Below are 24,112 nucleotides of genomic sequence, written 5' to 3'. Positions count from 1 at the left end.
ACAGCCCCGCAAAGCGGGGCTGTTTTATTTTCTAATCTGTTGAAACCGCCCGAGTCCCCAGTTTGGGGATTCTCCGATTGCAATCGGTCGGTTACGCTTGACGCATGATTCGAACCGGCCTTGGTGCCGGGCGAAAATGCAACAGGTTTCCAGGGCGGCGAATGTGACAATGGCCACGGCAGCAAGCAGCGCGCAACGCGAACCTTCGATGGAAGAGATCCTGGCTTCCATCCGCAGGATCATCGAAGACAGCGACACAGGCCGCAAAAGCACGATTGAGACGGTCGAGACGCGTCAGGACGATGAAGTGGCGACGACGCAATCCGCACCTGTCGAGGCGCCTGAAGTCGATGCATTCCGCAGCGAGTTGCATGCCGAAACACCGAACAAGCCGGTCAGCCTAGCCGAGGTTCAGGCACAGCTTGCCGCCGAAGCGCCTGAACCACGCCCGGCAGCGTCCGTGATCACGCTGGCTGAAATCGGTACGATGACAGCTTCCGAACGGTCCACGCCGCAGCCGGTTGCCGACAGGGAAGAGGCTGCAGGTCAGCTTCGAGCCGCCTGGCCTCGCGAGGTCGAGATTGTTTCCGGTACAAAAGCGGATGAAGCCTTGGAGCAGGAAGACGCCGTTTTCGCAACGCAGCCCGATAATGTCGATACCATCCGTGAGCAGGCCGAATTCGGGGTCCAGCGTGCGGCGGCGGTTGAAACCGCGGCGTTGCGGCCTTCCCTGATTTCTGAACATACCAGCCGTCAGGTGGCTGCTTCCTTTGAAGAATTATCGGAAGCTTTCGCCGGGCGAGCCAAGAAGACCTTCGACGACATGGCTGCCGAGATGCTGCGCCCAATGCTTCAGGACTGGCTGGACAACAATTTGCCGACGCTGGTCGAGCGCCTCGTGCGCGAAGAAATCGAACGCGTTGCGCGAGGCTCCTGACCCGACCTTTCTATCGTAAGGCATGAAAGCCGCTTCAAGCACATCGGCCCGAAAATCGGAATCGATTTTCGGAAAGCACGATGCGCAGATACAAAAGTTTTAGAGCGTCCTTTGCGCGTCCGAATGGACGCGCGGCGCTCTAATGAGGCGGCTTTCGTTTTTTAGTTCTTCAATTTCCGACGCGCTTCATCAGCGCCATCGCGCCGAACGGCGCGCGGACCTTGCCCTCGGTGATGAAGTAGACGAACACGTCTCTCGGCTTTACTTCGGCCTTGGTGCTGGGGTCGGCGCGCTTCAGGTCATCAGGTTCCTTGCCGGCGGCCCAGACTTTGGCGCGTTCGGCCCATTGGTCGAGCGCTTTCGGCGTATAGCAATCCGGGTTGTCGTCGCTGCCCGTCTGGAGCCGTGCATAGACGAAGTCGCCGGTTGCATCGGCGATCGCCGGATATTTGGCATGGTCGGCATAAACGATCGCGACATTGTGCTTGCGCGCCAGCGCGGGGAATTCGGGCACTGTGAAGGAATCGTGGCGGACCTCCACCGCATGGCGTAGCGCCACGCCGTCCTGCTTTTCGGGCAGGAGTGCGAGGAAGGCGCCGAAGTCGTCGGCGTCGAAGCGCTTGGTCGGGGCGAACTGCCAAAGAATCGGCCCCAGCTTGTCGCCGAGTTCCGAGACGCCTGAGTCGAGGAAGCGCTGCACCGATTCGCCTGCTTCGCCCAGCACCCGGCGGTTGGTCGCAAAGCGGATCGCCTTCAGCGAAAATACAAAATCGTCCGGAGCATCCTTCGCCCATTTGGCAAAGGTCGGCGGCTTGAAGGTCGAGTAGTAGGTGCCGTTGACCTCGATTGTCGGCACCTGCCGCGAGGCGTAGTTGAGCTGCTTGGCCTTCGACAGCGTCTCCGGATAGAACGACGTGTCCCAGGGCTCGAACGTCCAACCGCCCATGCCCGACCGGATCCTGCCTGCTGCGCTCATTTTCATCCTCCACTGGGTCGTTCGGTTGATCGGGTGTGTCTGCTCAGGCAAGTCAAACCACGGCAAGGCGTTACAGACCATCCGAAATCGGCAACCGCTGACGATCCTCCTGCCAACTCCGTTCAGCATTCCTGGCCTTCGCGGCGTGGCAAGCTGGGCTGGATCGTCGCGGCATGCCGCTTTTTAAAGCCTTGCCGTTCCAGCCCAAAGCCGCGCATCTCCCCCAATTGAGGTATGTACCTTGGATCAAGATGCGCTAAAATGAGACAGACCGTTAATACCGTTCTCCCGGTTCTTTGGCTCGGGGGTGGTGCGCGGTGCCAACGGCCGCGTTGCCGCCAAATGCTAGGGGAGAGCAGGCGAGTTAGACTTCGTCTGCTCTTTTTTTGTTCAGCCCAGGCTGGGAGATCGTCAATGCGCGCGAGGCTCTGAAGCCTGCTGTTTGCGCCCGGCCGCCATTCCGATGACCTTGCCCATACCGTCGGCAATCGCCTGGACCGCTGTCACGCTGGCGTCGCCCAGCCCATGGCGGGCAGCGATCCAGTCAGCCGCGTTGTATGAGAGCCAGACCTTGCCGGCTTCGTCTTCCCACGCAAGCGCCTTCACCGGCAGGTCGATGCCGGCAATCTGCTTGTCCTGCATCAGCGGCGTGCCACCCTTCGGATTGCCGAAGATCAAAAGCTGCGTCGGGCGAAGCGACACACCGACATCCCGCGCACCGGCTGCATGGTCGATGCGAGCGAAGACGTAGAGGCCCAGCCGGGCCACTGTCTCCGCCAGCCGGTCGGTGGTTTCGGCGACCCCGAACCGGCTCTCGACGGAAACCACGCCCACGCTATCGGTCACTCGGCCGCCTCGCGCTTGCCTTTCGGCCGGCGCTCCAGAAGCTCCTTGAGGAACTGGCCGGTGTAGCTGCGCGGTTCCGCGACGATATCCTCGGGTGTACCAGAGGCCACCAGCTCACCGCCACCGTCGCCACCCTCGGGGCCGAGGTCGAGCACCCAGTCGGCTGTCTTGATGACCTCGAGATTGTGCTCGATCACGATGACGGTATTGCCCTGATCGACCAGCTCATGCAGCACTTCGAGCAGCTTCGCCACATCGTGGAAATGCAAGCCGGTGGTCGGCTCATCGAGGATGTAGAGCGTCTTGCCGGTCGCCTTGCGCGACAGTTCCTTGGCGAGCTTGATGCGCTGTGCTTCACCCCCCGACAATGTTGTTGCCTGCTGGCCGATGTGGATATAGCCGAGGCCAACCTGGTTGAGCGTGATCAGCTTGTCGCGCACCGCCGGCACCGCGGCGAAGAACTCGACGCCTTCCTCGACCGTCATGTCGAGCACGTCGGCGATGGACTTGCCCTTGAAAGTGACATCCAGCGTTTCGCGGTTGTAGCGCTTGCCGTGACAGACATCACAGGTGACGTAGACGTCCGGCAGGAAGTGCATCTCGATCTTGATGACGCCATCGCCCTGGCACGCCTCGCAGCGGCCGCCCTTGACGTTGAAGGAGAAGCGGCCCGGCTGGTAGCCGCGCGCCTTCGCCTCGGGAAGCCCCGCGAACCAATCGCGGATCGGCGTGAAGGCGCCGGTATAGGTCGCCGGGTTGGAACGTGGCGTGCGGCCGATCGGGCTCTGGTCGATGTCGATGACCTTGTCCAGGAACTCAAGCCCTTCGATGCGGTCATGCTCGGCCGGATGCTCACGCGAACCCATGATGCGGCGCGACGCCGCCTTGAACAGCGTCTCGATCAGGAAGGTCGACTTGCCGCCGCCCGATACGCCGGTGACGGCGGTGAAGGTACCGAGCGGGAATTCGGCGGAGACGTTCTTCAAATTGTTGCCGCGCGCGCCGACGATCTTGATGCGCTTGCCCTTCTTGCCGGGGCGGCGCTCGACCGGGGTCTCGATCTCGAGCTCGCCGGACAGATATTTGCCGGTGATCGAATTGGGGTTGGCCATGATCTCGCGCGGCGTGCCCTGCGCGACGATCTGCCCGCCATGGATGCCGGCCGCCGGGCCGATGTCGACGACATAGTCGGCAGTGAGGATGGCGTCCTCATCGTGTTCGACGACAATCACCGTATTGCCGATGTCGCGCAGATGCTTCAGCGTTTCGATCAGGCGCGCGTTATCGCGCTGGTGCAGGCCGATCGACGGCTCGTCCAGCACGTAGAGAACGCCGGTGAGGCCGGAGCCGATCTGCGAAGCGAGGCGGATACGCTGGCTTTCGCCGCCCGACAGCGTGCCGGAATTGCGCGACAGCGTCAGATAGTCGAGACCGACGTCGTTGAGGAAACGCAACCGTTCGCGGATCTCTTTGAGCACCCGTACGGCGATTTCAGTCTGCTTCTCGTTGAGCTGCGCCGGCAATTCGGTGAACCAGGCATCGGCCTTGCGGATCGACAACTCCGTCACTTCGCCGATGTGCTTGCCTGCGATCTTGACCGCCAGCGCTTCGGGCTTGAGGCGGTAGCCGCCGCAGGCGGGGCAGGGCGTGGCCGACATGAAGCGCTCGATCTCCTCGCGCATCCAGGCCGATTCCGTTTCCTTCCAGCGCCGCTCGAGATTGGGGATCACGCCCTCGAACGTCTTGGTGGTCTTGTAGGAGCGCAGGCCGTCGTCATAGTTGAAGGTGATCTCGCGCTCGCCGGTGCCGCGCAGGATGGCCTGCCGGGCATCGTCCTTGAGATCCTTGAACTTGTCGCCCAATTTGAAGTCATAGACCTTGCCCAGCGCTTCCAGCGTCTGCGAATAATAGGGCGAGGTGGATTTCGCCCACGGTGCCACAGCACCGTCGCGCAGGGTTATGTTGTCGTCCGGCACGACGAGGTTTTCGTCGATGGCACGCTGGCTGCCGAGGCCGTCACAGGTCGGGCAGGCACCGAACGGGTTGTTGAAAGAGAACAGCCGCGGCTCGATTTCCTGGATGGTGAAACCGGAAACCGGGCAGGCGAACTTTTCCGAAAACAGGATGCGTTCGTGTGTCTCGTTCTTCGATTTGTAAGCGGATTCTTCCGCTGTCGCTGCCGCGGGCAATGGTTTGTCGGCGAATTCCGCGACTGCGAGCCCTTCTGCCAGTTTCAGCGCCGTTTCCATGGAATCGGCCAGACGCGTAGCGAGGTCGGCACGCACGACGATGCGGTCGACGACGACGTCGATGTCGTGCTTGTACTTCTTGTCGAGCGCCGGCACGTCGGCGATCTCGTAGAAGGTGCCGTCGACCTTGACGCGCTGGAAGCCCTTCTTCTGAAGCTCCAGCAGCTCCTTCTTGTACTCACCCTTGCGGCCGCGCACCATCGGTGCCGTGATGTAAAGGCGGGTGCCTTCCTCCAGCGCCAGCACGCGGTCGACCATCTGCGAGACGGTCTGGCTCTCGATCGGCAGGCCGGTGGCCGGCGAATATGGCACACCGACGCGCGCGAACAGCAGGCGCATATAGTCGTAGATTTCGGTGACGGTGCCGACCGTCGAACGCGGATTGCGGGACGTGGTCTTCTGCTCGATCGAGATGGCGGGCGACAGACCGTCGATCTGGTCGACGTCCGGCTTCTGCATCATCTCCAGGAACTGGCGGGCATAGGCAGAAAGGCTTTCGACGTAGCGGCGCTGCCCTTCCGCATAGATTGTGTCGAAGGCAAGTGACGATTTGCCCGAGCCGGACAGGCCGGTCATGACGACGAGGCTGTCTCGCGGCAGATCGAGATCGACATTCTTCAGATTGTGCTCGCGCGCGCCGCGAATGGAAATGTACTTATGGTCGGCCATGCCGCTCCGCCGCCTCAGCTTTGCAATGTCTCGGATCGGCGAACCCTGCCGCCGTCCGCTCATATGGGGTATTTTCGCCGCAAGATCGAGAGACTCCGGCCAATCCCAGCGTTTAACCGCCTTTCGCGCGAGCGAGCAAGCAAAAAAGAACAAAGGCCGAACGTGCTCCTGACAAGGCGATGTCAGCAGAACGTGACGTTCCGGATCGTTCCGATCACAATTTTTGTAATCGATCGGTCATCGGTTGACGCTACGGAAGCGAAGGCGCAAGGTCGGTTCGTCGCCTGAACCGATCGCCCTGTGGCGATCCTCGTGCCGGAAGGCGGTCTGCGAGGCGCCGCAGACCAAACGAGTGAGAGTTCGGGAAGACGGCAAGAGCAACCAGCAGAAGGAGCGAGGCATGACCCCACCGGACAGTCCCTTCGGGCTCCACCTGTCGTTGGAGCCGCGGCAGGCATAGGTGTCAGGAAGGCAGTGCTTTTCTGCGCAAACCGTGACCTGCCGATCCCCTACAATCAGAGACCACTAGTCGGGTCGTCGGCTGTGAGCCGCGAAGCACCCGAAACCCAAAACCGGTAAAACGCTCCCGGTAGACCTGGGTAAAACCCTCAAAAGCCCCGTCCGCATGCCATGGGCAGCGGCGGGGCTGTTATTTTGAGCTGACAGGGACCCTCATCCGACCCGTTTGGAGCGCCTTGCACCCATTCAGACGTGCAAAGGAATCTCCTGCGCTTTTGAAGCAGACATCGTGCCTGAACGCGTTCAGCGTCGCGGCGCAGGAATGTCGCCGGCGCCGACATCCACGATCACCGAACCGGAAATGCGCACGTCCATGTCGCCAACCTTGAATTGGCGGCCGGTGGCCGGGTCATAATCGTCAGGTTCCGGCTGCGGGGCAGCCGGTTTGACGATGCTGTAGCCGCCATTGACCCCGGGAAGGGGCTTTGCCGTCTGTCTGGTCGCTTCTCCTGCAAGCGCAATCGGGGCCGAGAGGGCGAGAATTGCGAGAGCAGCGAAATTCGTACGGATAAAGGCAGCCATGAAGTTCATGGCTGCAACATAGGCATGTTCGGTCGACACGGCCAGTGCCGGCTGTCTCCCATGCTGTCAGAAAACCCGAAGGCTCATGCGGCGGTGGCGCGTTTGCGCGTGTCGTAGACATGGTCGACCAGTCCCCAGGCCTTGGCGTCCTCGGCGCTCATGAAGTGGTCGCGGTCGAGCGTGTTCTCGACCTCTTCGATCGTGCGGCCGCAATGCTGTGCATAGAGTTCGATCATCTGCCGCTTGGTTTTAAGGATGGCCTCTGCATGACGCTGGATGTCCGATGCCTGGCCCTGGAAGCCGCCGAGCGGCTGGTGCAGCACGACCTTGCTGTTGGGTAGCGCGATGCGCCGGCCAGGGTCGCCAGCCATCAGCAGGAATGAGCCCATCGAGGCGGCAAAGCCCATGCACACCGTCGAGACCGGGCAGGAGATGTAACGCATCGTGTCGTAGATGGCGAAGCCGGAACTCACCACGCCGCCCGGCGAATTGATGTAGAGCGATACTTCTTTTTCCGGATTATCCGCTTCGAGCGTCAGCAACTGCGCGCAGATGATGGCGGCCATGTTGTCTTCGATCTGGCCGTTGACGAAGATGATGCGTTCGCGCAGCAGCCGGGAGAAAATGTCGAAGGAGCGTTCGCCGCGGCTCGACTGCTCGATCACCATGGGCACAAGGTTGGCAACACCGGACATCGTATTGGTTCCTTTTGATTCAGGCGGCCATGCGCCATTGCGGCGCGTTGGCTGAGGCGAGGGTCCTGTTGGGCCTGGGGGCATTGATAGCGACGCTGCAATTGGCACCGGAAATGCTGCAGGTGGCTGTTGTCGCTGCGATGAAGCCGTCATGCACGACGCGCAGGTGTGTCCCGCCATTGGCAGTACGCGCCAGTTCGAAGGTGACGACGCTGTCGAAGCCGCTTGTCCCTTTGGATCCGGCGTCCCGTTCATGCCAGGAATAGCGCAGCAGGCGGCCAGGCTCCGCTTCTAGCACCGTGCAATCGATACCGCCTTCGGTGCCGAGCGAAAAACGATGCCCGGTTTCGGCCTTGATGTCGTTCGGCATCAGCCAGGCCGCGACGATTTCCGGCTCGGTGAGCGCGCGCCAAACCTTTTCCGGCGCCTCGGGCAGATCGCATTCGACAACGATGTCTTCATGGGGTTCGCGGGTCATTGATCCATCTCCTTCAGCACGGTCTTCAGCCTTTCGATGCGGTCAGGCCAGAAGGCGCGGTAACGTTCGATCCACCCGAGAAGTGGTGACAGCCCCTCCGGGTCAGCGCGGTAGAAGGCGTTGCGTCCCACGCGGCGCTCGCTCACCAGCCCGGCGCCACGCAGCACGGCAAGATGTTGCGAGACAGCCGGTTGCGAAACCGGCGTGCCGGCGCGCAGTTCGGAGACGGTCATCTCGCCGGCCGCAAGCCGCTCGAACAGCGCGCGCCGGGTGGGGTCTGCCAGGGCCCTGAAGATTTCGGATTCGATCATGCCAAAAACATAAGTGAATACTTATCTATTTGGCAAGAGCCGTTTCGCACAAGGATTGGAAATAGGCCTGTATCCGTTCATTTGCTGCCATTCCTTGACAAAGCACCGCGTTAAGAACTAGAACATAGATAGAACAAAAACCTTGTGGGAAAGGCGTGTCCGTGGAGGCGGGCAGGCCCCTCAGCCTATATGGTGCGGCGAGAATTCTGGTTTCGGATGAGCGCGGAGAAGTGTGATGGCTGGTAGCGTCAACAAGGTCATTTTGGTGGGCAATCTGGGTGCGGACCCCGAAACCCGCCGGCTGAACTCGGGCGATCCGGTCGTCAACATCCGCATCGCTACATCGGAAACCTGGCGCGACAAGAATTCGGGCGAGCGCAAGGAAAAGACCGAGTGGCACAATGTCGTCATCTTCAACGACCAGCTCGCCAAGGTGGCTGAGCAATATCTGAAGAAGGGCATGAAGGTTTATGTCGAGGGGCAACTGCAGACCCGCAAATGGCAGGACCAGAGTGGCCAGGAGCGTTACACGACCGAAGTCGTGCTGCAGAAGTTCCGTGGCGAGTTGCAGATGCTCGATGCACGCGGGCAGGGCGAAGGCGGCCAAGTCGGTTATTCCGGTGGCAACCGCGACAGCTTCGGCCAATCCGGCCCTGGCGATTTCGGTGGTGGCCGCAACTCGGGCGGCGGTTCCGGCGGCGGAAACGGCAATCGTGGCGGCGGCGGTGGCGGATCGCGCGAACTGGATGACGAAATCCCGTTCTGACCGTTGAGAACCGGGTCCTCCCGGCCAATGCCTCTAAAAAGTGCTATCCCGGCGAAGGAGCCTGAAGCATGAGCGCTATCGCACGCGTGATGGCTTTCGGTCTGCTGTTCCTCGTCATGTTTTCCGCTGCCGTCCCGGCAGCGGAACGGCTCGACGACAAACCGCGTGTCGCGATTGTCTCGGCCTTTCCACCGGAATGGGTAGCGTTGCAGGCCGATCTTGCCGACCGCGCCGAACATGAGATCAATGGCCGCAAGTTCATCACAGGTAAGCTTGCCGGCAAGGATGTCGTGCTGTTCCTGAGTGGAGTCAGCATGGTCAACGCATCGATGACGACCCAGTCCGCGCTAGACCGGTTTGTCGTCACTTCCGTGGTGTTTTCCGGCATTGCCGGTGGCGTCGATCCCGCGCTCAGCATTGGCGATGTCGTCGTTGCCGATCAGTGGGGCGAATATCTTGAGGCGGTCTTCGCGCGCAAGGTTGGCGACGGCTACGAAATTCCGCCTTTTATTCCCAAGGATCAGTTCGCCGGTTACGGAATGGTCGTGCCGCGTTCGGTGACTGTCACGCGCAAGGGCGGCAGCGGCGATGAAACGAAGTTCTGGTTCCCGTCCGACCCAGCCTTGCTCGAGGCAGCCCGCAAAGTTGCAGCCAAGCTCGATCTGCAAGCCTGCGCGCCGGAGAACAAATGTCTCGCCAAGCCGCCGAAGATCATTGTCGGTGGCAACGGTGTTTCCGGGCAGGCCTTCGTCGACAATGCCGAATTTCGTGACTATGTGCACAAGACCTTCGACGCCAAGGTGCTCGACATGGAAAGTGCTGCTGTCGCACATGTGACCTACAGCAACGGCGTACCGTTCCTGGCGGTGCGCAGCCTGTCGGATCTCGCCGGTGGCGGTGAGGGCGCCAATCAGATGGCGACCTTCATGGCGCTGGCCTCGATAAACTCGGCCAATGTCGTCAAGGCGCTGCTGGCGGAAATGCCGTAACCTCGACTGTAAGATACAAGGAAATCAGGAATGAAGGCGCGTATCAAATGGGTTGAGGGCCGCACATTCGTGGGCGAGACCGGCAGCGGCCATAAGCTGGTTCTGGGAACGACGCATGGCGATGACGGCAAGACGCCGGGCCCGAGCCCCATGGAACTGCTTTTGATCGGCACCGGCGGCTGTTCGGCCATCGATGTCGTGCATATCCTGGAAAAGGGGCGTGAGGCGGTTGAAGACTGCGTCGTGGAGCTCGATTCCGATCGCGCGCCAACGGACCCGAAGGTGTTCACGCGCATCCACATGCACTTCATCGTCAAAGGCAAGGGCCTGTCGCATGACAAGGTCAAGCGGGCGGTTCAGCTGTCGGCCGAAAAATACTGCTCGGCCTCGATCATGATGGGCAAGACGGCGACGGTGACGCACGATTTCGAAGTGGTGGATACGGCCACTCAATAAGGTCTGTGCATGCGCCACTTGTGCGCCCGCGCTTTGATCGCATCTGCTCAAATATGGTCGTTGCGTGAGTTGATCAGCTCGCCGCCAGCGCCTTGATGCCGTCGGCGACGAACTGGACGGCGAGCGCGGCCAGGATCACGCCGAGCAACCGCGTCAGAATCGAGCGCCCGGTCTGTCCCAGAATTCCGTCGATGCGCTCCGCCAGCACGAACACCAAGTAGGTGATGAGCAGGCAGGCGAGGATGATGCCGAGCAGCGACAGCTGGCCTCCAATACCCTGGAACGAGCTCGACAACAGGACCGTGGCCGAGATTGCACCGGGGCCGGCGATCAGGGGGATGGCCAATGGGAAGGCAGCGATATTGTGGATGTGATCCTTGGTGATCGCCACATCCGCGCTTTTCTCCTTGCGGTCCTGCCGGCGCTCGAAAACCATTTCGAAGGCGATGAAGAAGAGCAGGAAGCCGCCGGCCACGCGAAAGGCCGGCAAGGTGATGCCGAACACTGAGAGGATCGAAGCGCCGGCCACCGCAAACAGCGCGATGACCATAAAGCCGATGATCGAGGCACGAACCGACACCTGGCTGCGCTGCTCCCGATTCATGCCGCGCGTCACGGCAAGGAAAAGCGGCGCCAGCCCCGGCGGATCGATGGTCACGAGCAATGTCACGAAGGCGTTGAACAGGCTTTCGTAGTTCGGCATGCCGTACCCCTCCTGCGGCGCAACCGAATGATTGGTAGCGCGATCGCGGGGAACTTGCCAACTATCTGTGCGGCAGGCGGACTAGCCCTCTGCGCTGCAATAGGCCTCGATGCGATAGCCATCGGGATCTATGGCGAAGGCAGCGAAATAGGTGTCGCCATAGTCGGCGCGTAGTCCTGCCTTGCCGTTGTCATCGCCACCACTGGCGAGTGCCGCAGCATGGAATGCATGAACGCTGTCTCGGCTGGGTGCCGTGAAGCAGAAATGCAGGCCGGACGCCATATCGGCGGGCACCGGACGTTCAACCTCAAGAATCCAGAGCGCCACCTGTTCGTGGCCATAACCCAGCGAACCAGGCGCTTCGCTGAGACAGGAATAACCGAGCGGTGCCAGGACCGCGTCATAGAAAGCCTTGGAGCGGGACTGGTTTGCGACACCGATCGAGACATGGTCGAGCATTTTGAACCTCGCGTTGAATCTGAGTTGATGAACAAAGGGACGTCAGGCGACGCGCCGTGCCAGGAATTCGACTTGCAGGTGCCAGCCTCTTTCGTCGCCGGCCCGCTCGCCGAGCCAGCGGAACGAATTGCCGGTGATTTCGGTGAAGCGCCAGCGTGTCCTTGTTCCGCTGCCGTCGCCGCCGATCTGGACGATGTCCGCACCTTCGGCCCGGCCGGTTTGTCGGCTGTAATATTGCGTGCGCGGATCGCTCCACAGGATGTGCCAGGCATCGATGCCCGGGTCATAGATCCGCAGCGTCGTGCCATAGAATGTCCACGGGCCGAGTTCCGGCGAAGGTCCAGCATTGCGGGCGGGCAAAATCCAGACGTCCTGGACGGCGCGTCCCTCCAGTGCCCAGCCGAAATGGATCTCGCCGCGACCGGTCAGCAATCTGCCGTCATCGGTCCAGCGTTTGGCATCGAAGCTCCAAGCGCCGGCGAAACGGCCGTAAAGAGCGAGCTTGTCGGCGTGCGCGACGAGCGGACCCGGCGCATGCAGCGCCTCAGCGAAGGTATTCTGGCTATGCATAACGCCCTCAAACCTGTCAGGAGACATGGTCGGCGTAACGCTTGCCGGCTGTCTGGGCTTGGGAAAAATTGCTAAATCGCGGACATGAGCCAGCAGGTGCGGATACTTGCCAAAAAGGCCGGATGGAGCGTGGGCGACATCGTCTGTACGGCGACGGTGGGGGAGCGGCCGTTCGAGGAAGAGCACGGCTCGTTCTGTATCGCTGCCGTCACACGCGGTACTTTCCGCTACCGTTCACGGCAAGGAACGGCGGTGATGACGCCAGGCGCCTTGCTGCTTGGCAATGCCAAGACATGTTTCGAATGCGGGCATGAACACAGCAGCGGCGACCATTGTCTATCCTTCCAATTCTCCTCCGAGATGTTGGAAGGCGTTCTGGCGGATGTGCCCGGAGGGAAGCATGTGGAATTCGATGCGCCGAACCTGCCGGCACGTCCGGAGCTTGTTGCGCTGCTCGCGGATGCCGAAGTCGCACGCAGCGAAGGTGATGCCGATGAATTGGAGGAAGTCGCGCTGCGACTGGCAGGTGCGACCGTGACCATGCTGACGGGATCGCTGACAAGGCCGGCAAAGATCAGCCAACGTGATGAAAAGCGGGTCTCCGAAGCGATACGTTTGATCGAGGCCAAGGGTGAGGAGCAGCTCTCGCTATCCGAATTGGCAGACCGGGCCGCGACCAGCCCATACCATTTCCTGCGTTCGTTTCGCGCGATTGTTGGCATGACCCCGTATCAGTTTCTGCTAAGGACACGGCTGCATCGCGCGGCCGTCCGGTTGCGGGTCACCGGAGACGCCGTTTCGGAAATCGCCCTAGAGGCGGGTTTCGGCGATCTGTCTACTTTCAATCGTCGTTTTCGGAAGGTCATGGGGCGAACGCCGACCGGATACAGGCTATCCAGCCAGCCTGTTTCAGAACTGCGCCGGCTATTTGTCTGAAAGGCAAAATCCGTCGCGACCTCAGGTTGTCGCGGAAGAGATTTCGCGGTTGCCGCAGCAGGAAGCGGCCGGTGCATTTCACACGGTCGCCACAATCTGCCGGGCGCCATTCGTGCTGCGTTTTTTGGATCTGTCTATCTATTTGAAATAACTCGAAAAATAAGCACTGGAAAACGGCCGCTTTACAGCGAAAATCCGCGCCCTCGCATTGGAGAATGGCGCGGCTTTCCTATATAAGAGGCCAGTGATTCCCAGCTGATTGCGATCCATTTTGACCGACCAGAAAACACCGCAGGGGCCGGACGGCCCTTCAGGCATCGAGCCGATTTCCATCATCGAGGAGATGCAGCGCAGCTATCTCGATTACGCCATGAGCGTGATCGTCAGCCGCGCGCTGCCCGATGTGCGCGACGGCATGAAGCCGGTGCACCGGCGCATCCTGTTTGCCTCGCATGAGAGCGGTTACCACTGGAACCGCAAATATGTGAAGTCGGCCCGCCCGGTTGCCGACGTGATGGGTAAATACCACCCGCATGGCGACGCCTCGATCTATGACGCCTTGGTGCGTATGGCGCAGGATTGGTCGATGCGCGTGCCGCTCATCGACGGACAAGGCAATTTCGGCTCGATCGACGGCGATCCGCCGGCGGCGATGCGTTATACAGAATCGCGTCTGACCAAAGTCGCGCATGAATTGCTGGAGGACATCGACAAGGATACCGTCGATTTCCAGGATACCTATGATGCGTCAGGGCAGGAGCCACGCGTTCTGCCGGCGCGTTTTCCGGCATTGCTGGTCAACGGTGCGGGCGGCATTGCCGTCGGCATGGCCACGAATATCCCGCCGCACAATCTGGTGGAAGTCTGCAACGGCGCTATCTCCGTCATCGACAATCCGGCCATCGACCTCACCGAGATTATGGAGATCATTCCCGGTCCGGACTTCCCGACGGGCGGCCTGATCCTTGGTCGTTCGGGCATCTACAATGCCTATTCGACCGGCCGTGGTTCGGTCGTCATGCGCGGCAAGGTGCATGTCGAGGAAATGCGCGGCGAGCGTGAGGCGATCGTCATCACCGAGGTTCCCTATCAGGTGAACAAGGCGTCGATGATCGAGAAGATGGCCGAACTGGTGCGTGAAAAGCGCATCGAGGGCATTTCCGATATCCGCGATGAGAGCGATCGTCAGGGCTACCGCGTGGTGATCGAGCTGAAGCGCGATGCCAATGCCGAGGTGATTCTCAACCAGCTTTATCGCTTCACGCCGCTGCAGACGTCGTTCGGCGCCAATATGGTGGCGCTCAACGGCGGCAAGCCTGAAGTGCTGACGCTGCTCGACATGCTGCGCGCCTTCGTGGCTTTCCGTGAGGAAGTCATCAGCCGGCGCACCAAATTCCTGCTGCGCAAGGCGCGCGAGCGTGCGCACGTCCTGGTCGGTCTGGCCATCGCGGTTGCGAATATCGATGAAGTCATCAAGCTGATCCGCAACGCGCCCGATCCGCAAACGGCGCGCGAGCAGTTGATGACGCGCCGCTGGCCGGCCGCCGATGTCGAGGCGCTGATCCGTCTGATCGACGATCCGCGCCACCGCATCAACGAGGATGGCACTTACAATCTGTCCGAAGAACAGGCCCGCGCCATTCTTGAACTGCGCCTGCAGCGCCTGACCGCGCTCGGCCGCGACGAAATCGCCGATGAACTGAACAAGATCGGCGCTGAAATATCTGATTTCCTTGCGATTCTTGCGTCCCGGGCTCGTATCCAGCAAATCGTCAAGGATGAGCTCATCGCCGTGCGCGATGAATTCGGCACGCCGCGCCGTACCGAGATCACCGATGCCGGCGCCGACATGGAAGACGAGGACCTGATCCCGCGTGAGGACATGGTCGTCACCGTGTCGCATTCGGGCTACATCAAGCGCGTGCCGCTCTCGCTCTACCGGGCGCAGCGACGTGGCGGCAAGGGCCGCTCGGGCATGTCGACCAAGGACGAGGATTTCGTCACACGACTGTTCGTGGTCAACACGCACACGCCGGTGCTGTTTTTCTCCTCGCGCGGCATCGTCTACAAGGAAAAGGTCTGGCGTCTGCCCATCGGCAATCCGCAGTCTCGTGGCAAGGCACTGATCAATATGCTGCCGCTCGAACAGGGCGAACGCATCACCACGATCATGCCGCTGCCGGAGGACGAGGCAAGTTGGGCCGAACTCGACGTGATGTTCGCGACGACGCGCGGCACCGTCCGCCGCAACAAGCTCAGCGATTTCGTCCAGGTCAATCGCAACGGCAAGATCGCCATGAAGCTGGAGGAAGAAGGAGACGAGATCCTCGGCGTCGAAACCTGCACCGACAACGACGACGTGCTTCTGACCGCGAATTCGGGTCAGTGCATTCGTTTCCGCGTCGATGACGTGCGCGTGTTCCAGAGCCGCAACTCGGTTGGCGTGCGCGGCATCAGCATGGGCGAGGGCGACCGTGTCATCTCAATGGCGATCATAGAACATGTCGACGCGGATCCCGCGCAACGTGCAGCCTATCTCAAGCGCTCTGTCGCCGAGCGGCGCCTGGCCGGCGCGGGAGAAGAGGAAGAGGTCGCGCTGACCAACGAGGACGTTTCGGAAGAAGCGCAGCTTTCCGATGAGCGCTACGAATTCCTCAGGCAGCACGAGCAGTTCGTGCTGACAGTCACCGAGTTCGGTTATGGGAAGCGTTCCTCGTCCTACGATTTCCGCCTGACCAATCGCGGCGGCAAGGGTATCCGGGCCACCGACGTATCGAAGGTTGGCGAGATCGGCCCTCTGGTGGCGGCATTCCCCATCGGCAATGACGATCAGGTCATGCTTGTCTCCGACGGTGGCCAGGTCATCCGTGTGCCGGTGCACGATATTCGCTTCGCGAGCCGCGCCACCAAGGGCGTCACCATCTTCAACACCGCCGAGGGTGAAAAGGTGGTGTCGGTGGAGCGTATTTCGGAACCGCAAGGCGATGATGAAGCTGGGGATGAAGAGGCGGCCGAAAACGGCGACAATTCAGCCGATGATGGCAGCAACGAAGGCGGAGAGGCCTGAGGTCGCGCTGCCTGCTCCTGAGCAGAATTTTGTGAAAAGGGTGGCTTCCGAGCCACCCTTTCACAATTCGAATGCCAAGCGCCACCCTGGAGCGTTTCCGTTTCTCACGGAAACGCTCTAACTCTTTGTTTTTACGCAATTCCGGACGGAAGACCGCTACGCGCTATCGCGCCGCCAAGGTTTCGATGTCGACGGAGCGCGTGTTGCGGGCAGACAGGATCATTTCCGCTGCCTTGGCAGCGATCATCATGGTCGGGGCGTTGGTGTTGCCGCTCACCAGAACGGGCATGATCGAGGCATCGACGACACGCAAACCCGACAGCCCGCGCACCCGGAGCGATGGATCGACCACAGCCAGAGGGTCGGTGCCCATCTTGCAGGACCCTGCCGGATGGAAATCCGTGACGGCATGGGCGCGAATGAAGTCTTCGATCTCCGTCTCGTCCCGAATGCTCGGCCCAGGAAAAAGTTCTCCGCTGCAGTAGGGTTTGAGCGCCGGTGCGGCGAGGATCTGGCGGGCGCGCTTCACGGCTCTGACCATCATGGCCATGTCGGTTTGCGCGGAAAGATAGTTCGGGTCCACCAGCGGTTCGTCATGCGTGTCAGACGAGGTCAGCCTGATCTCGCCGCGGCTCTGAGGCTGCAGGAATGTGGCGTTGAGTGTCATGCCATGGCCCTTCGGCCATTGTTCCACTTCGTCCATGGCGTAGATCGGCAGGAAATGCACGGCGAGATCGGGCCTGCTCTTCACTGCCGAACTGCGAAAATAAGCACTTGCTTCGCACCAGGTGGACGAGGCCGGTCCTCGACCGGTCAAGGCAATCCGCAGGCCATGGCGCAGGAACGGCAAGAGGCGATCCTGCCCGTCATAAGACAGCGGCTGGCTGCAGCGGCCCGCGATACTGACATGCATGTGGTCGTGAAAATTCTTGCCGACGCCGGGCAGGTCGTGAACCGGCTCAATACCGATGGCGCGCAACTCATCCGCCGGCCCGATCCCGGACCGTAGCAGAAGGGAGGGTGAGCCGATCGCGCCGGAGGAAACGATAATTTCGCGTCGGGCGTAAAAGTGGCGGATCTCACCGTCCGGTAGCGTCGCCTTGACGGATACCGCTTTTCGGTTGGCAAGGATGATACGAGAGGCCAGCACGCCGGTTATCACATCGAGGCTCCGTCTTGCCATGGCGGGGTGCAGATAGGCCCGCGCCGTGCTCCAGCGATAGCCGTTGCGATTGGTCACCTGGAAGATGCCAGCGCCATCCTGCCAGATGCCGTTGAAATCCAGGTTTTTCGAGATGCCGCACTCGGCTGCGGCCTCGATGAAGGCGTGGGACAGCACGTTGGGCGTGGGAATATCGCGCACATGCATAGGCCCCGAGCTGCCATGGAACGGCGCTCCATGGTTTTGATTGTTCTCTTCGGCGATGAAATAAGGCAGGACGTCCGGCCAATCCCAGCCGACATTGCCGAGTGCGCGCCAAGCGCGATAGTCGGCCGGATTGCCACGAATATAGATCATTCCGTTGATGGAGCTGCCGCCACCCAGCACATGTGCCTGAGGAATGGCGCAGCGACGTCCCGCCAGATGCGTTTGAGCCATTGTTCGATATATGCGCACGTATCCCCCGCGCATGGCTTTTCCCGCCTGGCCAGGTATGCGCAGGAGAGGGGAGTTGTCAGGGTATCCCGCCTCAAGAAGCAACACACGATTTGCGGAAACTTCACTTAATTTGTTTGCAAGGATGCACCCGGAAGTTCCTGCGCCTATAATAATATAATCATACATGAATAAATCCTTTGCTTTATTCAAAGGATCTATATTTTTCACCTGGACGTCTTATTTGAGATTGATTTCAATTTTTCCGGTAAAATATTCTAAATTACATCGATATATTGAGAGTGAAATTTAACATATTCTACATTAGAGGCATTCGTCATATTCCCGGTCTGTCTATCGAGTGCGCCCCAACTGGTGCATTGGGCCGACTGCAGTCAGGGTTATGATGCCCGACGGTCAGTGGTGGCGGTCAGTTTGGAAGCCGAGATGGTGCAGGAACATAGCAGGTTGCGGCGTGCGACTGGCTCGGATCTGAGAGCGATCGTTGCGCTGACTGAACAAGCCTATGCGCCATACACGCAGATGCTGGATGCGCCGCCTGTTCCTGTCACCGAGGATTACGCGCCGCGTATCGAGGCTGGCGAGGTCTGGCTGCTGGAACTTTCGGGTAGGTTGGCCGGGCTGATCGTTCTCGAACGACACGGTGACCATATCTCGATCTTTTCCGTTGCCGTAGCGCCCGAGTTCCAAGGGAAGAAACTCGGCATTCGGTTGCTCGACTGGGCCGAGGAAAAGGCGGGTGAAGCAGGGGTCGATCTGGTCAAGCTCTACACGAACGCCAGGATGGAGCGAAATATCGCGCTATATTCGGCATATGGCTATCGGGAAACCGGCAGGCGGGCCAATTCGAGACGTCCGGGCTGGACGCTGGTGGATATGGAAAAACATCTGCACGGCTCACTCCGGTGAGCCGGGCTTTTGGAGCCTCGATCTACCGGTGCTTGCCGAAACGATGGCGGCGATCGAGATCGTCGAGACGCACGCGCTCGGCTTCCTGATGCAGGCCGAAAACGGTCGCGATCAGCATGGCTACGGTCATTGCGGTGGCGAGCATGAGGATCATCATGGCTTAATCTCCTGTTCCTTGAAACGGGCAGAAGGTGAATTGGTTTCACCGCGCATGATCATCTGTACGTGAACAGACTTTAACCGTGTGTGATCGTGCCGTTCATCTGCCGTTCATGGTTGATGAAGGGTTCACGGCGCTCTCCGGCAGCCATTTGCGTTCCGGCCCGGTGCCCGCTAGAAGCAGCATCATGACCGAACGCATCGCCCTCTATGCCGGCTCCTTCGACCCGCTGACCAACGGCCATCTCGATGTGCTGAAGGCCTCGCTGACGATTGCGGACACGGTGTATGCCGCTATCGGCATCCAGGCATCAAAGACGCCGCTGTTTTCCTTCGAGGAGCGTTCCGAACTGATCGAAAAGGCCACCGCAGCCGAATTCGGCAACGAAGCCAGGCGTATTCGCGTCGTCTCCTTCGCTGGCCTTGTGATCGACGCGGCACGCAAGCATGGCGCCTCGATCATGATCCGTGGCCTGCGCGACGGCACCGATCTCGACTACGAGATGCAGATGGCCGGCATGAATGAGACCATGGCGCCCGAGTTGCAGACCGTTTTCCTGCCGGCGAGCCCTTCGGTGCGCACGATTACGGCCACATTGGTCCGCCAGATAGCCTCGATGGGTGGCGACATCCGCCCGTTCGTTCCCGTTGCCGTTGCCGGCGCGCTCAAAGCCAAATTCGCGAAATAGGTCCTGACCCTAGATATTTCGGAGATCATTCCATGCAGCTCAAGAAGCTCGCCGCCTTCCTCGTCGTGCTTGCCGGCCTGTTCGGCGGCGCGTCGCAGGCTTTCGCCGCAGAGCCAGAAAACACCATGATCATCACGCTGAAGGACGGCGACGTGGTCGTTGCCCTTCGGCCCGATCTTGCGCCCAAGCATGTCGCCCAGATCAAGAAGCTGGTGCGCGAAGGCGCCTACGACAACGTTGCCTTCCACCGCGTCATCGACGGCTTCATGGCCCAGACCGGCGATGTGCAGTACGGCAACATGAAAAAGGGCTTCGACGCCAGCCTCGCCGGCACCGGCGGCTCGAAGGAACCCGACTTGCCTGCTGAGTTCTCCAAGGAGAAATACGCGCGCGGCGTCGTGGGCATGGCGCGGTCGCAGGATCCGAATTCGGCGAATTCGCAGTTCTTCATCATGTTCGCGCCTGCGCCGTCGTTGAATGGCCAGTACACCATTGTCGGCAATGTCGAGAAGGGCATGGAATTCGTCGACAAGATCAAGAAGGGCGACGATGCCAACAACGGTTCGGTCTCCGATCCAGACCGCATGGTCAAGGTTCGCATCGCCGCCGACAAGAACTGAGTTTTATCAGAAGGATATCCAAAATGGCTGAAATCAAGGATCGCGAAAACGCGCTCATCATGGAAACGACCAAAGGCAAGGTCGTCATCGAACTGTTCCCGGATCTCGCCCCCGGCCATGTCGGACGTATCAAGGAACTTGCACGCGAAGGCGCCTACGATGGCGTTGTTTTCCATCGCGTTATCGATGGCTTTATGGCCCAGACCGGAGACGTCAAGTTCGGCAAATCGGATGGCAAGGATTTCAATCCGTCGCGTGCAGGCATGGGTGGTTCCGACAAGCCGGATCTGAAGGCGGAGTTCTCCAACGTCAACCATGCTCGCGGCACCTGCTCGATGGCGCGCGCGCAGAACCCGAATTCGGCGAATTCGCAGTTCTTCATCTGCTTCGAGGATGCCGGCTTCCTCAATCGCCAGTACACGGTCTGGGGCCAGGTCATCGAAGGCATGGAAAATGTCGACAAGATCAAGCGTGGCGAGCCGGTGCAGGATCCCGACAAGATCGTGTCGCTGAAAGTCGCCGCGGACGTGCCGGCGTAAACATCATGGCTGGCGTTCTCTGGTCGCTACTCGGCGTCCTGGCGGGCGCCTTCATCGCCATCCAGGCTCCCATCAATGCCCAGCTCGCTCGCGGGCTGGGTGTGCCCGTTGCCGCCGCCGCGATCTCGTTCCTGGCCGGCGCGATCGTGCTTGGCATCGTCACTTTCTTCACCACGCGCGGACAAGGCATCGCCATAGACTGGCGCGCGCCGGCGCCGTGGCTCTTTGTGGCCGGTGGCGTGCTCGGCGGTGTGTATGTCACGAGCTCGGTGCTTCTGACGCCAAGGATCGGCGCCGCCGCGCTGATGGCCTTCCTCGTCGCCGGTCAGCTTCTGGCAGGCATGCTGGTCGACCGCATCGGCTTCCTCGGCGTGGCTGTGCGTGAAATTTCGATGGGCCGCATCGTCGGTGCAGCCCTGCTTCTGGTCGGCGCGCTGATGATCCGGCTCTACTGACCGACAGCGCTTTGGCCAACAACCATGGTGGCGGATCGATCAAGATCGCGCTATTGCCGCGACCATGAAAGTGGATCTCTTCGATTTCGACCTGCCGGAGGAGCGTATTGCGCTTCGTCCTGTTGAACCGCGCGATACCGCACGGCTGCTGGTGGTGCGGCCAGGCGAGGGGCTTGTCGACAAGGTGGTCGGCGACCTGCCATCGCTGCTCGATCCCGGCGATGTTCTGGTCTTCAACGACACCAAGGTGATTCCCGCGCAACTGCGCGGTATTCGCCGGCGCGGCGAGGCCTCTGCCCAGGTGGAAGCGACGCTGCACATGCGCACCGGTCCAGACCGGTGGCTGGCCTTCATGCGCCCAGGCAAACGCATCGCAGAAGGTGACCGCATCCATTTCGGCCATGACGGCAATTCCTGCTTCCTTGGCCAGCTCGATGCCACGGTTCTGGAAAAGCGTGATGGCGGCGAGGTGCTGCTCGGCTTTGATCTCTCAAGCGCCTTCCTGGATGAAGCGTTGCATGCGGTCGGCCATATTCCGCTGCCACCCTATATAGCCTCCAAACGCGACGACGATGCGCGTGACCTTTCCGATTACCAGACCATCTATGCGCGCGAAGAGGGAGCGGTCGCCGCCCCGACGGCTGGCCTGCATTTCACGCCCGATTTGTTCGCGGGGTTGGATGCCAGGGGCATCGAGCGACAGTTTGTGACCCTGCATGTCGGAGCCGGTACCTTTCTGCCCGTTAAGGCCGATGATACCGCAGACCATAAGATGCATGCCGAAACCGGTTACGTGTCGCAGCAAGTCGCCGAAGCGTTGAATGCAGCCAAGGCGCGCGGCAACCGCATTGTTTGCGTTGGCACGACGTCATTGCGGCTTCTGGAAAGTGCCGTGCGCGACGACGGGATCTTGGCCGCGTGGTCCGGCGCCACCGACATTTTCATCACGCCAGGCTATCGCTTCCGCACCGCCGATGCGTTGATGACGAATTTCCATCTGCCGCGTTCGACGCTGTTCATGCTGGTTTCGGCCTTTGCCGGACTGGACACCATGCGTGCAGCCTATCAGCATGCCATCGAGACGGGTTATCGGTTTTATTCCTACGGCGACGGCAGTCTGCTGTTCCGGATGTAGCGTTTCTCAGAGGTCGGCGGCATTTAAGCGCCCCTACGCTTAGGGTACTGCGGAAGCAACGCGCGCCTTGTGCCGGGATCGGGGTGCCATCATGGCCGAAATTCATGGGCGGCTGCATCTGCTACCGGCAATTGCTTGCAGAGCAAATGGCTGCAGCACAGTCCACGAGGAATTCGGCCAATAGCGACTGCGCTAAAACCAATAGTCGACAACGCAGCGGCCGTCGCGGGGCAGGTCGGTGAAAGTGTTCAGACCGTCGAAATGGTCTATCGGCAAGGCGGCTACGGTTTCCGGTTCGGAAAGCCGCACGTTGACGGCCATGCGCCGGCGGCCTTTCTTATCCAGATGCGCGCCGCGCCACCACGCCACGTTGCCGCAGTTCGGGCAGAAATGGAACGTGAGAGCGCCATCACTGTCGTTGCGCGCATAGACACGGCTCTCGCCGGAAACCTCGATTTCCTCGCTTTCGTAGCCATAGATCCACAGTACGCCATAGCGGCGGCAGACCGTGCAGTTGCAGGCCGTCGCCCCGTCTGGAGTTCCGTTGAACTGCCAGCGCACGGCGCCGCAGTGGCATGCACCTTCGAACATCGGCATGGGATCGTCTCACGGTTCGCGGTTTCACAAGCTAGGCGCGCGAGCTGGACCGGACAAGCATTTCATCCCCGATTGTCTTGCGTCGCGGCGGGAGCTAAAGGCAGCGCATGATCGAGAATTTTTCCTTTTCCCTACTCGCTACGGACGGCAAGGCACGGCGCGGCGAAATCTCCATGCCGCGTGGCAGGATCCGTACACCAGCCTTCATGCCGGTGGGCACCGGCGGCACGGTCAAGGCGATGTATATGGACCAGGTGCGCGGCGTCGGTGCCGACATCATCCTGGGCAATACATATCATTTGATGCTGCGGCCAGGCGCGGAGCGCGTGGCGCGGTTGGGCGGCCTGCACGAATTCGCGCGCTGGCGGCATCCGATCCTGACCGACTCCGGCGGTTTTCAGGTGATGTCGCTGTCGAAGCTCAGGAAACTGACCGAACAGGGCGTCACCTTTCGCTCGCATATCGACGGCTCGCCCCATGAGATGTCGCCGGAGCGTTCGATCGAGATCCAGGGGCTGCTCGATTCCGATATCCAGATGCAGCTCGATGAGTGCACGGCACTGCCGGCCGATGCCAAAGAGATCGAGCGGGCGATGGAACTGTCGCTGCGCTGGGCCGAGCGCTGCAAGATCGCCTTCGGCAATCAGCCCGGTAAAGCGATGTTCGGCATCGTGCAGGGCGGCGACATCGCGCCGCTGCGCGTGCGCTCGGCGCAGGCGCTGTCGGCCATGGATCTCAAAGGCTACGCTGTCGGCGGACTTGCGGTGGGCGAACCGCAGGCGGTGATGCTGGACATGCTCGACATTACGTGCCCGGAATTGCCAGTCGACAAACCGCGCTACCTGATGGGGGTCGGTACGCCGGACGATATTCTGAAATCAGTGGCGCGCGGCATCGACATGTTCGATTGCGTGATGCCGACCCGGGCTGGGCGACATGGGCTTGCCTACACGCGGCGCGGCAAGATCAACCTGCGCAATGCGCGTCATGCCGACGACCCGCGGCCGCTGGACGAAGAGAGCGATTGCCCGGCCGCGCGCGACTACTCGCGGGCTTATCTGCATCATTTGGTGCGCTCGCAGGAAGCGTTGGGCGCCATGCTGCTGACCTGGAACAATCTCTCCTATTACCAGAAGCTGATGCAGGACATTCGAGACGCGATCGAGGCCGGTCAGTTCGAGGATCGTGCTGCTGTGATCACCGAAGGATGGGCGAGGGGCGATCTGCCACCTTGTTGAAGGTC

General features: G+C 60.8%; 26 protein-coding genes. 13 read left to right on the top strand and 13 right to left on the bottom strand.

What is annotated here, in order from left to right:
* Positions 1 to 169: 169 nt before the first annotated feature.
* Positions 170 to 937 (top strand): PopZ family protein, encoded by a 768-nt coding sequence (locus AO692_RS16450; RefSeq protein WP_054311111.1) that lies wholly within the window; start codon positions 170 to 172, stop codon positions 935 to 937.
* 169 nt (positions 938 to 1,106) lie between these two features.
* Here AO692_RS16450 and AO692_RS16445 read toward each other — a convergent pair whose 3' ends face one another.
* From AO692_RS16445 to AO692_RS16415, 7 genes are all read right to left on the bottom strand, one after another.
* Positions 1,107 to 1,913, bottom strand: a complete 807-nt coding sequence (locus AO692_RS16445; protein ID WP_054311110.1) for a DUF72 domain-containing protein — start codon at positions 1,911 to 1,913, stop codon at positions 1,107 to 1,109.
* Between the two features lie 411 nt (positions 1,914 to 2,324).
* Positions 2,325 to 2,759 (bottom strand): DUF302 domain-containing protein, encoded by a 435-nt coding sequence (locus tag AO692_RS16440; protein ID WP_054311109.1) that lies wholly within the window; start codon positions 2,757 to 2,759, stop codon positions 2,325 to 2,327.
* Positions 2,756 to 5,677 carry an excinuclease ABC subunit UvrA gene (gene uvrA, locus AO692_RS16435; protein WP_054311108.1) on the bottom strand — a complete coding sequence of 974 codons (2,922 nt, stop codon included), beginning with the start codon at positions 5,675 to 5,677 and terminating at the stop codon, positions 2,756 to 2,758. The genes AO692_RS16440 and uvrA overlap by 4 nt, the downstream gene beginning before the upstream one ends.
* 762 nt (positions 5,678 to 6,439) lie before the next feature.
* On the bottom strand, positions 6,440 to 6,757 hold the full coding sequence (locus AO692_RS16430) for a hypothetical protein (RefSeq protein WP_348271462.1): 318 nt from the start codon (positions 6,755 to 6,757) through the stop codon (positions 6,440 to 6,442).
* Positions 6,758 to 6,801: 44 nt separating this feature from the next.
* Positions 6,802 to 7,413, bottom strand: a complete 612-nt coding sequence (locus tag AO692_RS16425; protein ID WP_054311107.1) for an ATP-dependent Clp protease proteolytic subunit — start codon at positions 7,411 to 7,413, stop codon at positions 6,802 to 6,804.
* A gap of 19 nt (positions 7,414 to 7,432) precedes the next feature.
* The gene (locus AO692_RS16420; protein WP_054311106.1) at positions 7,433 to 7,891 is read right to left on the bottom strand and encodes an SRPBCC domain-containing protein; all 459 of its coding nucleotides are present in this window, start codon (positions 7,889 to 7,891) and stop codon (positions 7,433 to 7,435) included.
* Positions 7,888 to 8,202 carry a metalloregulator ArsR/SmtB family transcription factor gene (locus AO692_RS16415; RefSeq protein ID WP_054311105.1) on the bottom strand — a complete coding sequence of 105 codons (315 nt, stop codon included), beginning with the start codon at positions 8,200 to 8,202 and terminating at the stop codon, positions 7,888 to 7,890. The genes AO692_RS16420 and AO692_RS16415 overlap by 4 nt, the downstream gene beginning before the upstream one ends.
* A 235-nt stretch (positions 8,203 to 8,437) precedes the next feature.
* Between AO692_RS16415 and ssb the strand changes: the two genes are divergently transcribed.
* From ssb to AO692_RS16400, 3 genes are all read left to right on the top strand, one after another.
* Complete coding sequence (gene ssb / locus AO692_RS16410; RefSeq protein ID WP_054311104.1) at positions 8,438 to 8,968, top strand: single-stranded DNA-binding protein; 531 nt, start codon at positions 8,438 to 8,440, stop codon at positions 8,966 to 8,968.
* Between the two features lie 68 nt (positions 8,969 to 9,036).
* Positions 9,037 to 9,957 carry a 5'-methylthioadenosine/S-adenosylhomocysteine nucleosidase gene (locus tag AO692_RS16405; protein WP_054311103.1) on the top strand — a complete coding sequence of 307 codons (921 nt, stop codon included), beginning with the start codon at positions 9,037 to 9,039 and terminating at the stop codon, positions 9,955 to 9,957.
* 30 nt (positions 9,958 to 9,987) lie between these two features.
* Positions 9,988 to 10,413 carry an OsmC family protein gene (locus tag AO692_RS16400; RefSeq protein ID WP_054311102.1) on the top strand — a complete coding sequence of 142 codons (426 nt, stop codon included), beginning with the start codon at positions 9,988 to 9,990 and terminating at the stop codon, positions 10,411 to 10,413.
* 73 nt (positions 10,414 to 10,486) lie between these two features.
* Here the strand turns inward: AO692_RS16400 and AO692_RS16395 are convergent, their stop codons facing one another.
* The 3 genes from AO692_RS16395 to AO692_RS16385 form a co-directional block, all read right to left on the bottom strand.
* Entirely contained in the window at positions 10,487 to 11,116 is a 630-nt protein-coding gene (locus tag AO692_RS16395; RefSeq protein ID WP_054311101.1) for a MarC family protein, read from the bottom strand.
* A gap of 81 nt (positions 11,117 to 11,197) precedes the next feature.
* The gene (locus AO692_RS16390) at positions 11,198 to 11,575 is read right to left on the bottom strand and encodes a VOC family protein (protein WP_054311100.1); all 378 of its coding nucleotides are present in this window, start codon (positions 11,573 to 11,575) and stop codon (positions 11,198 to 11,200) included.
* A 42-nt stretch (positions 11,576 to 11,617) separates the two neighbouring features.
* Positions 11,618 to 12,145: a hypothetical protein gene (locus AO692_RS16385; protein ID WP_054311099.1), complete on the bottom strand. Its 528-nt coding sequence runs from the start codon at positions 12,143 to 12,145 to the stop codon at positions 11,618 to 11,620.
* An 84-nt stretch (positions 12,146 to 12,229) separates the two neighbouring features.
* Between AO692_RS16385 and AO692_RS16380 the strand changes: the two genes are divergently transcribed.
* Both AO692_RS16380 and gyrA read left to right on the top strand, forming a co-directional pair.
* Positions 12,230 to 13,081, top strand: coding sequence for an AraC family transcriptional regulator (locus tag AO692_RS16380; RefSeq protein WP_054311098.1), 852 nt, complete (start codon positions 12,230 to 12,232; stop codon positions 13,079 to 13,081).
* 271 nt (positions 13,082 to 13,352) lie between these two features.
* Positions 13,353 to 16,148, top strand: coding sequence for a DNA gyrase subunit A (gene gyrA / locus AO692_RS16375; RefSeq protein WP_054311097.1), 2,796 nt, complete (start codon positions 13,353 to 13,355; stop codon positions 16,146 to 16,148).
* Positions 16,149 to 16,311: 163 nt separating this feature from the next.
* Here the strand turns inward: gyrA and AO692_RS16370 are convergent, their stop codons facing one another.
* On the bottom strand, positions 16,312 to 17,976 hold the full coding sequence (locus AO692_RS16370; protein WP_152979858.1) for a GMC family oxidoreductase N-terminal domain-containing protein: 1,665 nt from the start codon (positions 17,974 to 17,976) through the stop codon (positions 16,312 to 16,314).
* Between the two features lie 216 nt (positions 17,977 to 18,192).
* Here AO692_RS16370 and AO692_RS16365 point away from each other — a divergent pair, with 216 nt between their 5' ends.
* Positions 18,193 to 18,675 carry a GNAT family N-acetyltransferase gene (locus tag AO692_RS16365; RefSeq protein WP_054311095.1) on the top strand — a complete coding sequence of 161 codons (483 nt, stop codon included), beginning with the start codon at positions 18,193 to 18,195 and terminating at the stop codon, positions 18,673 to 18,675.
* A gap of 22 nt (positions 18,676 to 18,697) precedes the next feature.
* Here the strand turns inward: AO692_RS16365 and AO692_RS33875 are convergent, their stop codons facing one another.
* Complete coding sequence (locus AO692_RS33875) at positions 18,698 to 18,832, bottom strand: hypothetical protein (RefSeq protein WP_275448200.1); 135 nt, start codon at positions 18,830 to 18,832, stop codon at positions 18,698 to 18,700.
* Positions 18,833 to 19,022: 190 nt separating this feature from the next.
* Between AO692_RS33875 and coaD the strand changes: the two genes are divergently transcribed.
* The 5 genes from coaD to queA all read left to right on the top strand — a co-directional run bounded on the left by coaD (position 19,023) and on the right by queA (position 22,272).
* The gene (gene coaD, locus AO692_RS16360; RefSeq protein WP_054311235.1) at positions 19,023 to 19,523 is read left to right on the top strand and encodes a pantetheine-phosphate adenylyltransferase; all 501 of its coding nucleotides are present in this window, start codon (positions 19,023 to 19,025) and stop codon (positions 19,521 to 19,523) included.
* Between the two features lie 125 nt (positions 19,524 to 19,648).
* The gene (locus tag AO692_RS16355; RefSeq protein WP_244483381.1) at positions 19,649 to 20,143 is read left to right on the top strand and encodes a peptidylprolyl isomerase; all 495 of its coding nucleotides are present in this window, start codon (positions 19,649 to 19,651) and stop codon (positions 20,141 to 20,143) included.
* A gap of 23 nt (positions 20,144 to 20,166) precedes the next feature.
* Positions 20,167 to 20,682, top strand: coding sequence for a peptidylprolyl isomerase (locus AO692_RS16350; protein ID WP_054311093.1), 516 nt, complete (start codon positions 20,167 to 20,169; stop codon positions 20,680 to 20,682).
* Between the two features lie 5 nt (positions 20,683 to 20,687).
* Positions 20,688 to 21,137, top strand: coding sequence for a DMT family transporter (locus tag AO692_RS16345; RefSeq protein WP_054311092.1), 450 nt, complete (start codon positions 20,688 to 20,690; stop codon positions 21,135 to 21,137).
* 64 nt (positions 21,138 to 21,201) lie between these two features.
* Positions 21,202 to 22,272 carry a tRNA preQ1(34) S-adenosylmethionine ribosyltransferase-isomerase QueA gene (gene queA / locus AO692_RS16340; RefSeq protein ID WP_054311091.1) on the top strand — a complete coding sequence of 357 codons (1,071 nt, stop codon included), beginning with the start codon at positions 21,202 to 21,204 and terminating at the stop codon, positions 22,270 to 22,272.
* Positions 22,273 to 22,464: 192 nt separating this feature from the next.
* Here the strand turns inward: queA and AO692_RS16335 are convergent, their stop codons facing one another.
* Positions 22,465 to 22,863 (bottom strand): GFA family protein, encoded by a 399-nt coding sequence (locus AO692_RS16335; protein WP_054311234.1) that lies wholly within the window; start codon positions 22,861 to 22,863, stop codon positions 22,465 to 22,467.
* Positions 22,864 to 22,976: 113 nt separating this feature from the next.
* On the opposite strand from AO692_RS16335, the gene tgt reads away from it, so the two are divergent.
* On the top strand, positions 22,977 to 24,107 hold the full coding sequence (gene tgt, locus AO692_RS16330; RefSeq protein ID WP_054311090.1) for a tRNA guanosine(34) transglycosylase Tgt: 1,131 nt from the start codon (positions 22,977 to 22,979) through the stop codon (positions 24,105 to 24,107).
* Positions 24,108 to 24,112 lie beyond the last annotated feature (5 nt).

The organism is Mesorhizobium sp. 1M-11, from assembly GCF_001303895.1.
In the GTDB taxonomy this organism is placed as follows: Bacteria; Pseudomonadota; Alphaproteobacteria; order Rhizobiales; family Rhizobiaceae; genus Mesorhizobium.
The sequence above is the reverse complement of the archived record's forward strand: the minus strand, read 5'-3'. Positions and strand labels throughout refer to the sequence as shown.